Origin of the sequence: Streptomyces sp. NPDC102402 (assembly GCF_044765765.1) — a bacterium.
Classification (GTDB): domain Bacteria; phylum Actinomycetota; class Actinomycetes; order Streptomycetales; family Streptomycetaceae; genus Streptomyces.
Genome location: NZ_JBIWKR010000012.1, coordinates 73786 through 88232, shown reverse-complemented (window position 1 = coordinate 88232; position 14447 = coordinate 73786). Strand labels below are relative to the sequence as shown.

Below are 14447 nucleotides of genomic sequence, written 5' to 3'. Positions count from 1 at the left end.
GTCGGTGCGCCCTGCGGTCCGGACCACAGCGGATCTCACATTTTCAACGTGCTCATGCCAAGTTACGCATCGGTAGGGCCGCTGGGGAAGTTACGCGTCGGTAAAAACATCCCGGGCCGCCGACGGGTCAGGCCGCGAGCCGCCCCGGCTTCACGGCCCCCGGACCGAACCTGGCCCGCAGCCGGTCGGAGACGGCCTCGATCTGCCGGGCCCGTTCGTCCACCGGATCGAAGGTGAGCTGCCGGGCGGCGCGTTCCGCGTCCTGGAGCCCCTCCGCCCGCAGGCCGATCCCCCGCACCCGCGCCCGTTGCAGGGCGAAGGAGTCCTGGATCCGGTACGCGAGCGAGGTCAGCGCCACCGAGTGGGCGGTGGGCTCCGTGAGCGTACGGCTGCGGGTCAGCGTCGCGTAGCCGGTCCGGTCGGCGTAGCGCACGGAGACCGCGAGCGAGCGGCACACCTGCCCGTCGCCGCGCAGCCTCGCCCCCAGCTCCTCGGTGAGCGAGAGCAGCGCGCGGCGGTGCTGCTCCGGGTCCAGTTCGTCGCGGGGGAAGGAGCGTTCGGCGGCGATCGACCGGGCGGCCGCGTTCGGCACGACCCGCGTACGGTCGATGCCGTTGGCCCGCTCCCACAGCTCGCGCCCGGTCCGCACCCCGGTGATCCGCTGCAGGGTGGCGAGGGGCGCGGCGGCGATCCGGCCGATGGAGTCGAGCCCGTATCCGCACAGGGTGCGCGCGGTCGCGGCTCCGACACCGTCCAGTGCGGCTGCGGGCCTGGACGCGAGGAATCCGGCGTGCTCACCGGGGGGCACCACGAAGGTGGTTCCGTCCGTCGCCTGCCGCGCGGCCATCCTGGCCAGCATCGGGTTGGCGGCCGCCCCGATCGCGCAGTCCACGCCGTGCAGGGCGAGGGCGCGCACCCGGATCACGGAGGCCAGGCCTGCCGCGTCCTGCCCGAAGTAGCGCAGCGCGCCGCTCACATCGGCGAGCGCGGCGCCGGGCGGGGCCGCCTCGACGACCGGGGTGAACGCCCCGAGAAGGGCGAGCAGCCCCTCGTAGGCCGCGCTGTCCGGCAGTCCGCCGCCGATCCGGCGGAACCGCAGGCACAGGACGGCCGGCTGGTCGCTCATCCCGCGCTCCCCTGACTCCGGTGCCACAGCTTCCTTCCGGTGGGCGGCCCTTCACCGGCCGGCTGGAGGTCGGACCAGGGATTCATCTCGTAGCCGGTCGGCAGCTGGATCCGGCGGCCGGGAGCCTCCGCCCCGGGATCCGCTTCCTCTCCGGAGGCACCCTCCCCGTCGGCGGGCACCTCCGCCAGCCGTGCCGCGACCGCGTCGAGGCCGCCGGTGCGCCGGAGTTCGGCCAGCTCCGCCAGGTTCCAGGCCGCCGAGCCGACCACACTCATGCTGCGCGCACCCCGCCGCTGGACCACCCCGCGCACCAGCAGCAGCCAGGAGTGGAAGACGGTGTGCGCGCAGGCGGCGTGGCTGTCGTCGAAGAAGGCGAGGTCGACCAGGCCCGTCCCGTCGTCCAGGGTGGTGAAGATGACCCGGCGCCCGGAGCGGACCGGCGGGGTCTGGGTGGCCACCTTGGCACCGGCGACCAGCACGGTCTCCCCGTGCGCCGCCTCCCGCAGCCGCTTGGCGGAGACCGCGCCCAGCTCCTCCAGGAAGGCGTGGTGATCGCCCATCAGATGGCGGGACACGTCCATGCTGAGGACGCCGAGTTCGGCGCTGAGGCGTTCGGCGTCGTTGAGGTCGGGCAGCCCGACGGTGCCGGTCCTGTGCCCGCCGCCGAGCGGGAGCTGGGCGCCCGCCGCACCGGAGCCGGAGCCGCGCTGGGCGCGGTGGAGTTCGGACAGGTGCAGCAGCAGGTCCCGGCGGTTGGCGCCGAAGGCGTCCAGCGCGCCGACCTGGGCCAGCCGTTCGGCCGCCGGTTTCCCCGGCCTGGCCCGCTGCCAGAAATCCAGCAGCGAGGTGAAGGGCTGCCCGGCCTCGATCCGGGCGACCTCGGCCTCACTGATGCCGTGGACGTCCGAGAGTGCCAGCCGCAATCCCCACTTCTCACCATTTTCGCCAGACACCAGTTCGATCCGATGGGTGGCCGCCGACCGGTTCACGTCCAGCGGCAGCACCGGTACCCCGCGCCGTCGCGCGTCCGCGAGGAGCAGCCGCTTCGGGTACATCCCGGGGTCGTGCGTGAGCAGCCCGGCGTAGAAGGCCGCCGGGTGGTGCGCCTTGAGCCAGGCCGACTGGTACGTCGGCACGGCGAAGGCGACCGCGTGCGCCTTGCAGAAGCCGTAGCTCCCGAACGCCTCGATGATCTCCCAGGCGCGGGCGATCACCTCGGCGCCGTACTTCCGCCGCGCCGCCCGCTGCGCGAACCAGACCCTGATCCGGGCCTGCGACCCGGGGTCGGAGAGCCCGCGCCGCACCCGGTCGGCCTCGCCTCGTCCGCAGCCGGTCATGATGTTCACCATCTCGATGATCTGCTCGTGGAAGACGACCACCCCGTAGGTGTCGCGCAGCGCCCCCTCCAGGTCGGGGTGCGGATAGCGCACGGGCGCGCGGCCGTGCCTGGCCTCGATGAACGGCCGCACCATGTCGGCGGCGACCGGACCCGGCCGGAACAGCGAGATGTCGACCACCAGGTCGTGGAAGGTGGCGGGCTGGAGCCGCCCGACCAGGTCGCGCTGGCCCGGCGACTCGATCTGGAAGCACCCCAGCGTCTCGGCGGTCCGGATCAGCCGGTACGTCTCCGGGTCGCCCTGCGGCACGGCGTCGAGGTCGACCTCCTGCCCCGAGGCGCGCTTCACCTCGGTCACCGCGTGCGCCATCGCCGACTGCATCCGTACGCCGAGCACGTCGAGCTTGAGCAGCCCGAGGTGCTCCACGTCGTCCTTGTCGAACTGCGCCATCGGGAAGCCCTCGCCGCTGGTGGGCATGACCGGAGTACGCCGCAGCAGGGAGTCGTCCGAGAGGAGCACCCCGCACGGGTGCATGGCGATGCCACGCGGCAGCGCGTCCAGCGACTCCACCAGCTCCCAGAGCCGGCCGTACCTCTCCTTCCGTCCGGCCACGGCCCGCAGTTCGGGCAGCTCCTCCATCGCGGCGCGCGCGTCCATGGCCCGGATGTGCGGGAAGGCCTTGGCGAGCCGGTCGGTCTCGGCCGGGTCCATGGAGAGCGCGGCACCGACGTCGCGGATGGCGTGGCGCACCCGGTAGGTCTCGGGCATGGAGACGGTCGCGACCCGCTCGGCGCCGAAGCGGCCGATGATCGCGCGGTAGACGTCCAGGCGGCGGGCCGACTCGACGTCGATGTCGATGTCGGGCAGCACGAAGCGCCGCTTGGAGAGGAAACGCTCCATGAGCAGCCCGTGTTCGAGCGGGTCGGCGTGGGCGATCCCGAGGAGGTGGTTGACCAGGGAGCCCGCCCCGGAACCGCGTGCGGCGACCCGTATGCCCATCCCCTTCACGTCCTCGACGACCTGGGAGACCGTCAGGAAGTACGTGGCGAATCCGTGGTGGGCGATGATGTCCAGCTCGTGGTGCATCCGCTCCCAGTAGTCGCGTCTGCGGTCGTAGCCGTGCCGCACCATGCCCGCGGCGGCGCGCGAGGCGAGCACCCGCTGGGCGGTGCGCCGCCCGGCCCCGACGAGGCGCGGCTCGGGGAAGTGGACGCTGCCCAGCCCCAGGTCGTCCGCCGGGTCGACGGCGCAGGCGTCGGCGGTGCGCCGGGTCTCCCCGAGCAGCCGCTCCCCCGCGCCCTGCCCGAGTCCCGCGGCAGAGGTGATCCGCTCGGCGGTCTCCCGCATCGCCCGGGCGTCCTTGAGCCAGCGCTCACCGCTGTCGAGGGGGGAACGGCGCGGGTCGACGGGGACGAGCCGGCGGGCCGAGTCGAGTACGTCGGCGACGGGGCCCTGCCCGGGGTCGGCGTACCGGACGGCGTTGGTCAGCACAGCCCGCACCCCCTGCTCGGCGGCAAAACCGACGGTACGGGCGGCGAGCCGCAGCGATCCGGGGCCGGTGCCCTCACGGCCGTGGTGGACGGCTTCGAGGCGCAGGGCGTCGCCGTAGATCTCCCGCCAGGGGGCGAGCAGGGCGGCGGCCCGGTCCGGGCGGCCCACGGCCAGCGCGGCGCCCACCTCGGACGCGGGGCCGAGCAGCACGGTGAGTCCTTCGGCGGGCAGCGCGGCCCGTCCGACCAGGGGCTGCCCGGCGTCCGGGGCGTCCGCGTCCGGGGCGTGGGCGGCGGTGACCAGCCGGCACAGCTCGGCCCAGCCCCGGGCGCCGTCCCGGGCGAGGAAGGTGACCCGGGGTGCGGATTCATCGACAAAGGCACCTCCGCGGACCGGCGTGCGCGGCTTTCGGGTGAGCCCCTCCACCCCCGGCTGCCGCGCCACCACGAGTCCCCCCGGCTGCGGTGCCACCGCGAGCTCCGCCCCGAAGAGCGGCCGGATCCCGGCCTTCTCGCACGCCCTGGCGAAGCGGACCGCACCGGCGAGGCTGTCGCGGTCGGTCAGCGCGAGGGCGTCCATCCCCCGCTCGGCGGCACGCTCGGCCAGCCGCTCCGGGTGCGACGCCCCGTACCGCAGGGAGAACCCGGAGACGGTATGCAGATGCGTGAACCCCGACATCCGCACCTCCTGGACCGATCCGTACCGCTCATCCACCCCCTCGCTCTCCACCATAGACCAAGTTTCGAACGTTCGTACGATAACCGAGGGCGCGGTGCCCCCTCCGCCATTCGGCCCGTCCCCACCTGCACGGACACCGCCGGCCCCCGACCGTGGGGGCATGACTTTCGCTGACGAGGTGAAAAACGCCGTCACCGCACGGGCCGCGCTGCTGGTCGTCGGCGTGCTGGCACTGCAGCTGCTGTTCATCGCCTCCTACGTCGGCGCGCTGCACCGGCCCGATCCGACGGACGTCCCCTTCGGGGTCGTCGCCCCGCAGCAGGTGTCCGGCCGGCTCGTCACCCAGCTCGGCGACCTGCCGGGAGGACCACTGGACCCACGCGCGGTCTCCGACGCGGCCGAAGCCCGCCGGCAGGTCGAGAACCGCGACATCGACGGCGCCCTGATCGTCAGCCCCACCGGAAGGACCGACACCCTGCTCGTCGCCTCCGGTGGCGGCACCGTACTGGCCACCTCACTGGCCGCGATCGCCAAGGAGACCGAAGGCCCCCGGAAGCGCGCGGTGCGGACCGTGGACGTGGCCCCCGCGTCCCCGGACGACTTCGACGGGCTCTCGTCGTTCTACCTGGTCGTGGGCTGGTGCGTCGGCGGCTACCTCTGCGCCTCGATCCTGGCGATCAGCGCCGGCACCAAGCCCGCCAACCGGCAGCGCGCGGTGATCCGCACGGCGGTGATGGCGCTGTACTCGATCGCGGGCGGGATCGGCGGCACGGTCATCATCGGGCCCGTTCTCGGAGCGCTGCCGGGCAGCGTGTGGGCCCTGGCCGGCCTGGGCGCCCTGGTCGTCTTCGCGGTCGGCATGATCACGCTGGCCCTGGAGGCACTCACCGGCATCGTCGGCATCGGCCTGGCCGTCCTGCTGATCGTCATCGCGGGCAACCCGAGCGCGGGCGGCGCCTTCCCCCTGCCGATGCTGCCGGACTTCTGGCGGGCGATCGGCCCCGCCCTGCCACCGGGCGCGGGGACATGGGTCGCCCGCTCCATCGCGTACTTCGACGGCAACGCGGTCACCGGCCCGCTGCTGGTGCTCTCCGCCTGGGCGGTGGCGGGCACGGCCCTCACCCTGCTGCTGTCGATGCGGCGCCGGGGTGGCATGGAGGAGACCCCGCAGACGGCGACCACCCCCGGCGGAGGCTCGCACCTGGGCTGAGAGGCCCGGGCATCCGCGGACAGGACGCCCGAGGACACGGCGGACGAGGGGGCACGGCGGACGAGGGGCACGGTGGACGAGCGAGGGGCACCGCTCTTCGTCCACCGTCCGTCGCAGATCGGATCGGGTCGAAGGGCATGCGCGGCGCCCCGGCGCTGTGATCACATAGGGTCCACCGCGCCCGGGATCGTCCGGCAGGCTCCGCAGGGGCGGAGTCAGCCCTGCGGCCTTCATGGCGAAGGCCGGGGGCGCGGTCGAAGGGGAACAGGATGATCTCCGAGCCGGAGATGGCGGGAGAGTTCGGCACGGTCGACACCCACGAGGTGATGGGCGGCTTCGACCGGGAGCCCGCCGGGGTACGTCGACCGCGAAGGCCGTGGCTGTGGGCGCTGGGCGGAGCCGTGACCGCCTCGGCCCTGTGGGCGGCTTCGCTGTTCCTGTACGACGTGGGCGACCGGAAGCCGGATCTGCACGGGTACCGGCTGGGCCAGGACCCTTGCCCGGCCGTGCAGCTGAAGTCGATCGGTGTGGCACTCGCACCGAGAGAGCCCACCACCAAGGTCGATTCAGGGCTGTTGAACCATGCCGCTCTCGACCAGATCCAGTGCCTTCTTCCGCTCCGGTCCCGAGCGGGGACGGAGCGGGCAGAGAGCGGCTGGTCCATCGAGTACACCGTCGGAATCATGGTTGCACTGCACAAGAAGACCGACCCCGGCGCCGAATTCGAGGCGCGACGACGGGTGACCGATGTCGGCTTCGACCCCGAAGCGAGGCTGGAGACCGTTCCGGACCTCGGCGACAAGGCGTATCTGCTGACCCGGGACGAAAGCAACGCGGAACTACGGGTGGTCGAGGGCGGAGCAGTACTCTCACTGACTCTCTCCGCCTTCACCCAGTACATGAGCGACGACCACGGCGAAGTCGATGCCGGCGAGGGGCCCGACATCCCCGATCTGTCTCCGTACCGATCGGCCATGATCAGCGACATGCGTGACTTGATGTCAAGCCTCAAGCGGTGAGCTGAGAACCACTGCTGCGCCCGGTGGAACACGACGGGACGATTCCCTCGCCCGCCGGACCGGACGTGCGACGACCGGTCCGCGCCCCGGGCGGCCGCCGCTCGATGCGTAATCGAACTCCTGGCGACCAGTCAGCGAAGTGACTAGGCATGGCAGGTACATGACGTCATCCTGAGGACGGCCTCGCGAGATCCGCGAGGAGCACGGAAGGCTCAGCCCCGCGCCACACACCGGAGGTTGTTCATGCGTCGCAGATTCACCGTCCCGCTCGCCGCAGTCGCCGTATCGCTCCCGCTCGCCCTCATCCCTGCCGCATCCGCTGCGGCCGCCCCCTCGGACAAGCCGCAGGTCCTCAGCTCCTGGACCCAGACCAGCGCCTCCAGCTACAACGCCTGGAACGCCGCACGCAACAACCAGGGCGCCTGGTCCGCGTACGGCTTCAACTGGTCGACGGACTACTGCAGCACCTCTCCGGACAACCCGTTCGGCTTTCCCTTCCAGACGGCGTGCGCCCGCCACGACTTCGGCTACCGGAACTACAAGGCGGCCGGCACGTTCGACGCCAACAAGTCCCGCGTCGACTCCGCGTTCTACTCGGACCTCAAACGCGTGTGCGCCGCCTACTCCGGCGCCCAGCTGACCGCGTGCAACAGCACGGCGTGGACGTACTACCACGCGGTGGACATCTTCGGCGTCACACCGGCCAAGGGTGCCCTCACCGGACAGCCCCAGGCCGCCTGACGGCCGCTCCCGGACCGGGCGCGACCTCGCCCCGGAGGGTCACACCGGCGCTCACCGTGTGAACCAGGTTCCTGAGCAGCCTGCCCGCAGGGCCTGAGGCATGTGCGCGGCGGTCCGTGTGCGCCGGGTGGCATCCGTCCCCGGCGCACAAGGACCGCCTCTGTGTCCTGGGCCGACATTCCCACCGCGCCGGAGAGGATCGGTCTCCGGTCGTTCGTCAGTACGCGCCGATCGACCAGAAGACGCCGACCTCGTCGCGGTTCACCGCGATCACGCCCAGGTCCTCGTACAGATCGAGGCCGTTGACGTACTCGCCGGTGAGGAAGCGATGAGAACCGGTGCCCTTCAGACCCGCTGCGAGGAAGTCCGGGGCCGGGTCGGACGCGGCAGCTGTCGCGTTGGTCCAGTAGCGCCCGTCCGGCCCGTACCGGTCGAGGAGCGTCCGGGCGTCCGCCAGGACGGTTCGCCGGTCCGGGCGGGTTCGCACGGGGGCGGGCTCCCCCGTCCACTCCTCGGTCATGACGGCGAGCGCGGCAACCGCCGCCTCCCCTTCCAGGGGGTACAGGCACTGGGCCAGCTGCGGTGCGGCAGGCGGGTCGAAGGGGTACGCGGGCACGCTGTGGCGAGCGGTGTCGGTGCGGTCCGGATCCAGCCGGATCCAGCCGCGCGGGTCACGGACCGAGCGGTGCAGTACCGCCAGCACGTCGTGTGTCCAGTTCTCGTGCGAGCGAGGCCCTGTGGCCACGAAGACGTACGGGTCACCGAGCAGCCGGACAGCCGCCGCGTTCCAAGGACAGACCCGCAGACGGAACTCCTCCAGCAGACCGCCGACTTCTCGCACGAAGTCGTCCACCGGCTGCCGCGGGATGCCCTTGAGCCGGTCAAGGGCCCAGCGGACGAGCTCGCCGGCCTCGCCTACGGCGTGGTCGTCGAACCCCTCGGGCAGCGGCGGGAGATCCGCTCCGTCCCAGAGCCCCTCCAGATGGGCGTCGAGCAGGCCGAGGGCGATCCGGTCGGCGGGCAGCGTCATTCCGTCACCCCAGGACGCCTGGGTGATCGGGGCGACGCGGTATCGGCGAAGCACCGGACGAACGACGCCCGATACGGTCACCCCTCGATGCCCAGGTCATCACGCATCGTCTTCCTCAACGCACCCAGGTAGGGCCAGACATCCGCCTGGAACGCACGCTCCAGATTCGCCAGCTCCTCGGCGTACGTGGCGGGTGCGGCCCCATACGTCCTGAGCTTGCCGTACGCGGCGTTCAGAGCCGACTTCGCCGCCCCGGACGGGCGCAGGACCACATCAGGAGAGATCATCTGGGACTCCGCATAGCTCTCCCGATGGGCAAGCCGGGCCGCCTCCAGACTGCTCAGAGCGGCATCGACGTCCTGACCGCTTCGCAGTGCGTGGAGATAGTTGGTCATCTCCGTCACGTACAGGCGTGAGGCGATGTTCAGCTTGATGTAGCAGGTGCGCCGCCTCTCAAGGCCCTCACGCTGCCGCTGTACCGCCTGCTCCGCCTTCAGCAGATCCGAGGCGTGATCGCGCTCCTCGCGCCTCTGCCGAGCGGCGGCCTCGAGCTCCATGCGCTTGGTCCGGTCCGCGCGGTTCTGCGTCAGGAGCGCGGCTCCCAACGTCCCCGCCACGCCCACGACGGCTACCAGCAGACCCACCCAGTTCGAGCCCATGCCCCTACTCCCCCGTCAGCGGCGGTACCCGGCAGGCCCTCACATCCCTCCTGCCGCGCGCACCTCCCCCTCAGGAGATGCGTGGCCAGCATGCCACTCGTTGACAGGTTCACAGGATTCACAGATTCCCACTTCCGCCCAGACCGTCTTGGTGCAGGTGTCTCTCACCGTGCAGCCCCACCGGTCCGCGTACGCGCCGACGAGGAGAAGGCCGCGGCCTGCGGTTGCAAGCTGAGACGGACGACGAACTCCGGCCGCCCGGAGCCGGGTCCGGAGACGACGCTTCTCTGTGTCATACGGTCACCGTGGCGTCACCCCCTCTCTCGGAACAGGGCACCACGTCGTACCTCGGCGCGCCGTACGGCCGTCGTACGGGCCGGGTCGCCCGCTGCACGGCGTGTCACCGGACGGTCCGACACCTGACAAACGTCATCTCTTCCTGTGCGCAACGTCGTTCCCAGGGAGGATGAACGGCCGATGTGACGCGCAGAGGATGGGAGCTCCGCCACGCAACCTGACGAGACGGGATCCCCCATGCGTCACACCCGACCGAACTCCCGCGCCGGCCGCAGGAGAGTGCGCCTGGCCGCCGTCGCATCGGCAGCCCTGCTGTCGCTCCTGGCCGGCGCCGTTCCGGCCGGGGCCGCCGCCCAGCAGTCGGCCACCGCCACCACGTCCGCCGCCTCGACCACATCCGGCCTCGACCGGAAGGCTCTGCACGCCTCCCTCGACGCGTTCCACCAGGCGGGGATGTACGGGGCCTACTCATCGGTCAGGGACGGCTCCGCGCAGTGGCGCGGGGCGGCGGGCGTCGCCGACATCGGCACCGGACGGCCGATGCGCCCGGACTACGAGCACCGCGTCGGCAGCATCACCAAGACCTTCACCTCGGTGGCCGTCCTCCAGCAGGTGGCCAAGGGCCGAATAGACCTGGACGCCCCGGTCGGCGGCTACCTTCCCCAGCTGGTGCCTGGCGAGCGTGGCCGGCAGGTGACGGTGCGGATGCTGCTCAACCACACGAGCGGCATCGGTGACTACATACTGCCCGCGTTCCCGAAGCTGGTGACGGACCCGGGACAGGCCCTGGACGAAGGCCGGTTCCGCAGGATGGTCCCCGAGGAGCTGGCCCGCCTCGGCCTGGCGGCCGAACCGCAGGCACCGCGTGGCACACACGCGTACGCGAACACCAACTACATCATCGCCGGGCTGCTGCTGGAGAAGGTCACTGGCCAGGACGCCGAGTCGTACATCACCAGGAACGTCATCCGCAAGGCCGGACTGCGGCACACGTACTTCCCGCGCTCCGCCCGCATACCGGGGCCGCACGCCAGGATGTACGAGTCCTTCTACGGGACCATCGATCCGGCGCGCGACTACAGCGTCTACGACATGTCCTGGGCCGGGACGGCCGGTGCGATGGTCTCCACGATGAGCGACCTCAACGACTTCTACCGCCGTCTCCTGGGCGGGAGGCTGCTCGGCGCGGCGGAGCTGCGGGAGATGAAGACGACGGTTCCCGCGTACGAGCCGGCTCCGGGACAGGAGGTGGCGATGCGCTACGGCCTCGGCCTGTACACGCTCAGGATGCCCAGCGGCGGATGGTACTGGGGCCACGACGGCGGCGTGTTCGGAGCGGGGACCTGGGCCCTGTCCACGGAGGACGGGCGTCGCCAGGCCGCGATCGGCTACAACCTGATGAAGTACGAGCGGTTCGACGAGGACGGCAAGCCGCTGCCGGACCCGATCGGCACCGCGCTGGTCAGGCACATGGACGGAGCACTGAGCGGCGCCCCCGCCGACCGGGCTCCCGGCGCCTCGCTGATGCCTCAGCGGCTGGTGGCGCCCGAGCAGCTGCGGCGCTAGCCTCGCCGTTCCCGCCGGGGACCGGCACGGCCCGGGAACCGGCTGTCGCCGTCGCACAGCCGGCCAACTGGGGGCGGGCGACGTCCTGGACGTCCTCCAGGGCGAGGTGGACCGGGCGAAGCTGCCCCGCTTCTTCCGTGACTTCGCGCTCATCGAGGCGGAGGCGCTGAGCCGCTTCTCGTACGACCCGCTGCTGGTGCCGGGGCTGTTGCACACGGAGGCCTCCGCACGAGCGGTGTTCGCCGGCCACTGCCCGCCGTTCAGCGCGGGGATCGTCGACCAGCACACGGAAGCTCGGCTGGGGCGCCAGCGGTTGTTGACGCGCGACCCGATGGCGGAGTTGTCGTTCATCATCGGGGAAGAGGCGTTGCGGAACCCGGTCGGTGGTGTCGAGGTGATGCGGGAGCAGTGGCAACACCTGCTTGAGGTAGGCGCCTTGTGCAGTGTGGAGGTGCAGGTGATGCCCACGGGGAGCGGCTTCCATGCTGGTCTGGACGGTCCGTTCGTCCTGGTCGAGACGAGCGAGCTCCGGCGCCTCGGCTGCATCGAGGCCCAGGAGATCGGGTGCATCGTCAGTGATCCGCCAGACGTCAGCGGCTTCGCGCTGCGTGATGGCAAGCTGCGGTGGGACGAACTGGCCTCCTCATGGGCTGAGCTGGTCACCGGACTCGGCCGGCTGACGGAAATGGCCCGGTCCTTGTCGAAGCCGGGCGTGATGTCCGGGGATCCGCGCACCACGGCGACCGTGGGTGACCTCGTCAAGGCCGGCGCCCAGCTCTACGTCCTGCCCCCGGCCGGAACGCCCGACGGCCCGCCCGCCCCGTGCGGGGCGGGCGGGCCGCGGTACGGACGAGCAGGCGTCAGCCGATCTCGGCGCCGAACGCCGCCAGCGCCTCGGGCACCGGCTGGAAGAAGGTCTCGCCGCCGGCGGAGCAGTCGCCGCTGCCGCCCGAGGTCAGGCCGATCGCGGTGTCGCCCGAGAAGAGCGAGCCACCGCTGTCGCCGGGCTCGGCGCAGACCGTGGTCTGGATGAGGCCGTTGACGATGTCGCCGTTGCCGTAGTTGACCGTGGCATCCAGGGCGGTGACCTCACCGTCGTGGACCTGGGTGGTGGAGCCGCTGCGGGTCACCGACATGCCGACGGTCGCGTCACCCGCCTTGGTGATCGCCTGGGTGGAGCCGTTGTAGAGGTCCACCTCGCTGGGGTGCGCCACGTCGGACGTGTACTTGACCAGGCCGTAGTCGTTGTCCGGGAAGCTGGAGCCCTCGTTGGCGCCGATCTCCGCGCCGCCCTGCGTGTCGGACCAGCTGGTGATCCCCTCGGTGCAGTGGCCGGCGGTCAGGAAGTACGGCTCGCCGCCCTTGACGACGTTGAAGCCCAGCGAGCAGCGTCCGCCGTTGCCCCAGATCGCGTCGCCGCCCGCGATCAGCGGCTTGAACTCCCCAGCCGACTTGGTGAGTTCGGCCTTGGTGCCGAGTCCTTCGACCACCTTGCTGAGCTTGTCCCAGGCCGCGCCGTCGACCGTGCGGTCGGCCGTGACGACCACCTTGTTGCTGACCGGGTCGACGGCCCAGGAGGTGCCGGGGACGGCGGCCTTGTCCGAGAGGGTCTGCCGGGCGTTCGTCAGCTCGGCCAGCGTGTGCTGGACCAGTCTGGCCTTGCCGCCCGCCTGCCGGACCTGCTCGGCCGCCGCCTCGTCGACGACGTTGACGACCAGGCTCTTGCTCTTGGCCTCGTAGTACGCGCCCGCCGTGTCGCCGCCCAGGGTCTTGTCCAGGGTGGCTGCGAGACTTCCGGCCGCGTGCGCGTCGAGGGTCTTCACCGTGAACTGGGGTACGTCGTCACTGGCGTTCGCAGTCTGGAACGTCACTCCTGCTGCGACCAGGGCGAGGACGGCCGATCCGGCCATCGCCACACGCTTCCTGGATATGCGTCGGTGCTTCAACTTCGACCTCCTGTGGGGCCGCGCAACGGGCAAGTGGGGTGCCCGGAACACGGAGGATGGGGCGCCCACTATTCCGATACGGCCGATAGCACACAAGGTCGACTTCCGGACGCACACACGACGACAACGGTTCACCCGCGCCCCGTTCACAAGCCAGGTGTCTCACCACGTCGGTCCCGATCGCGAACACCCGGTGCAAGGGACCGTCGGCAGCGGGTGAGGACTAGTCCTGTCCTGAAACAGCGCCTGGAGTCCGGATGCCGCGCAGAGCACTCCTGAAGCCGAACACCACCGAATGCTCCCGGACGTCCCGAACACCACCGGCGCGTTCCGACAGGGAGTGCCGATATCGCGTCCGATAGGCCATCATCGAACAGGCAGTACATACCGGGTGGTTGCTGCCCGGACCGAGCGGGGCGACCGAGCGGAGGAGCGGGTGCGGAACCGGGTACGCGTGGCGGACGGGCGGCATCTGATGGTCGAGCGTCAGGGGGATCCACGGGGCAGACCGGTGTTCCTCCTGCACGGGATGCCGGGCAGCCGTCTGGGCCCGGCTCCACGCGGGATGGTGCTCTACCAGCGGAAGATGCAGCTGATCACCTACGACCGGCCGGGGTACGGCGGCTCCGACCGGCTGCCCGGACGGCGGGTGCGGGATGTCGTCGAGGACGTGCGGGCGATCGCCGACTCACTGGGCCTGGAGCGCTTCGCCGTGGTCGGCCGCTCGGGCGGCGCACCGCACGCCCTGGCCTGTGCCGCGCTGATGCCGGACCGGGTGACCCGCTCGGCCGCCCTGGTCAGCCTGGCCCCCCGGGACGCCGAGGGGCTCGACTGGTTCGACGGCATGGCCGCGTCCAACGTCCTCGCGTACTCCAGGGCGGTGGCCGACCCGGACGGACTGGCGGAGTCCTTCATCAGCCGCTCCGCGGTGATCCGCCAGGATCCGGCACGGCTCCTGGACGACCTGCGCAGGGAGCTGACCGACTCCGACCGTGTCGTGGTCAACGACGCCGGGATCCGCATGATGCTGCTCGCCAACTTCCGGGAAGGGCTGCGCACGTCGGCGTACGGCTGGATCGACGACGCGTTGGCGTTCTGCCGGCCGTGGGGCTTCGACCCCGCGGACATCAAGGGGCCCGTGATGCTGTGGCACGGCGAGAAGGACGTCTTCTCGCCCGTGGGGCACTCCCGCTGGCTGGCCGGGCAGATCCCGGGCGCCACCACCGTCCTGGAGCCCGCGGCGGCGCACTTCGACGCGCTGTCCGTGCTTCCCACCGTGCTCAACTGGCTGCTCGACGACAGGGAGGCAGCGGCCTGCTGACCGCTGCGGGGGCTCCGGGCCGAAGA

General features: G+C 71.5%; 10 protein-coding genes and 1 pseudogene. 6 read left to right on the top strand and 5 right to left on the bottom strand.

Translation table 11 applies throughout. The annotated features are described in order from the left end of the window. Nucleotides 1-127: 127 nt before the first annotated feature. Together ACIRJR_RS28355 and ACIRJR_RS28350 are read right to left on the bottom strand one after the other, a co-directional pair. Nucleotides 128-1126 (bottom strand): hypothetical protein, encoded by a 999-nt coding sequence (locus ACIRJR_RS28355; protein WP_403785765.1) that lies wholly within the window; start codon nt 1124-1126, stop codon nt 128-130. Next, nucleotides 1123-4632 (bottom strand): DNA polymerase III subunit alpha, encoded by a 3510-nt coding sequence (locus ACIRJR_RS28350; protein WP_403785951.1) that lies wholly within the window; start codon nt 4630-4632, stop codon nt 1123-1125. Before ACIRJR_RS28350 ends, ACIRJR_RS28355 begins: the two co-directional genes overlap by 4 nt. A gap of 160 nt (nt 4633-4792) precedes the next feature. On the opposite strand from ACIRJR_RS28350, the gene ACIRJR_RS28345 reads away from it, so the two are divergent. From ACIRJR_RS28345 to ACIRJR_RS28335, 3 genes are all read left to right on the top strand, one after another. After that, entirely contained in the window at nt 4793-5842 is a 1050-nt protein-coding gene (locus ACIRJR_RS28345) for a DUF3533 domain-containing protein (RefSeq protein ID WP_403785763.1), read from the top strand. A gap of 269 nt (nt 5843-6111) precedes the next feature. Next, entirely contained in the window at nt 6112-6861 is a 750-nt protein-coding gene (locus ACIRJR_RS28340; RefSeq protein ID WP_403785761.1) for a hypothetical protein, read from the top strand. A gap of 243 nt (nt 6862-7104) precedes the next feature. Further along, a complete protein-coding gene (locus tag ACIRJR_RS28335) occupies nt 7105-7602 on the top strand; it encodes a phospholipase (RefSeq protein ID WP_403785759.1) in 498 nt (165 codons plus the stop codon). A gap of 217 nt (nt 7603-7819) precedes the next feature. Here the strand turns inward: ACIRJR_RS28335 and ACIRJR_RS28330 are convergent, their stop codons facing one another. Together ACIRJR_RS28330 and ACIRJR_RS28325 are read right to left on the bottom strand one after the other, a co-directional pair. Beyond that, a complete protein-coding gene (locus tag ACIRJR_RS28330; protein ID WP_403785757.1) occupies nt 7820-8632 on the bottom strand; it encodes a hypothetical protein in 813 nt (270 codons plus the stop codon). Nucleotides 8633-8709: 77 nt separating this feature from the next. Further along, on the bottom strand, nt 8710-9291 hold the full coding sequence (locus ACIRJR_RS28325; RefSeq protein ID WP_403785755.1) for a hypothetical protein: 582 nt from the start codon (nt 9289-9291) through the stop codon (nt 8710-8712). Nucleotides 9292-9825: 534 nt separating this feature from the next. Here ACIRJR_RS28325 and ACIRJR_RS28320 point away from each other — a divergent pair. After that, on the top strand, nt 9826-11154 hold the full coding sequence (locus ACIRJR_RS28320; RefSeq protein ID WP_403785753.1) for a serine hydrolase domain-containing protein: 1329 nt from the start codon (nt 9826-9828) through the stop codon (nt 11152-11154). A gap of 106 nt (nt 11155-11260) precedes the next feature. Further along, a pseudogene (locus tag ACIRJR_RS28315) lies at nt 11261-11695 on the top strand (DUF5753 domain-containing protein); the annotation flags it as partial. A 319-nt stretch (nt 11696-12014) separates the two neighbouring features. On the opposite strand, the gene ACIRJR_RS28310 reads toward ACIRJR_RS28315, so the two are convergent. After that, the gene (locus ACIRJR_RS28310; RefSeq protein ID WP_403785751.1) at nt 12015-13100 is read right to left on the bottom strand and encodes a S1 family peptidase; all 1086 of its coding nucleotides are present in this window, start codon (nt 13098-13100) and stop codon (nt 12015-12017) included. Between the two features lie 436 nt (nt 13101-13536). Here ACIRJR_RS28310 and ACIRJR_RS28305 point away from each other — a divergent pair, with 436 nt between their 5' ends. Then, the gene (locus ACIRJR_RS28305) at nt 13537-14421 is read left to right on the top strand and encodes an alpha/beta fold hydrolase (RefSeq protein WP_403785749.1); all 885 of its coding nucleotides are present in this window, start codon (nt 13537-13539) and stop codon (nt 14419-14421) included. Nucleotides 14422-14447 lie beyond the last annotated feature (26 nt).

Coding starts and splice junctions, on each gene's coding strand:
- ACIRJR_RS28335 (WP_403785759.1), top strand. CDS start 7,105: ATGCGTCGCAGATTCACCGTCCCGCTCGCCGCAGTCGCCGTATCGCTC.
- ACIRJR_RS28325 (WP_403785755.1), bottom strand. CDS start 9,291: ATGGGCTCGAACTGGGTGGGTCTGCTGGTAGCCGTCGTGGGCGTGGCG.
- ACIRJR_RS28320 (WP_403785753.1), top strand. CDS start 9,826: ATGCGTCACACCCGACCGAACTCCCGCGCCGGCCGCAGGAGAGTGCGC.
- ACIRJR_RS28345 (WP_403785763.1), top strand. CDS start 4,793: ATGACTTTCGCTGACGAGGTGAAAAACGCCGTCACCGCACGGGCCGCG.
- ACIRJR_RS28330 (WP_403785757.1), bottom strand. CDS start 8,632: ATGACGCTGCCCGCCGACCGGATCGCCCTCGGCCTGCTCGACGCCCAT.
- ACIRJR_RS28350 (WP_403785951.1), bottom strand. CDS start 4,632: ATGTCGGGGTTCACGCATCTGCATACCGTCTCCGGGTTCTCCCTGCGG.
- ACIRJR_RS28355 (WP_403785765.1), bottom strand. CDS start 1,126: ATGAGCGACCAGCCGGCCGTCCTGTGCCTGCGGTTCCGCCGGATCGGC.
- ACIRJR_RS28340 (WP_403785761.1), top strand. CDS start 6,112: ATGATCTCCGAGCCGGAGATGGCGGGAGAGTTCGGCACGGTCGACACC.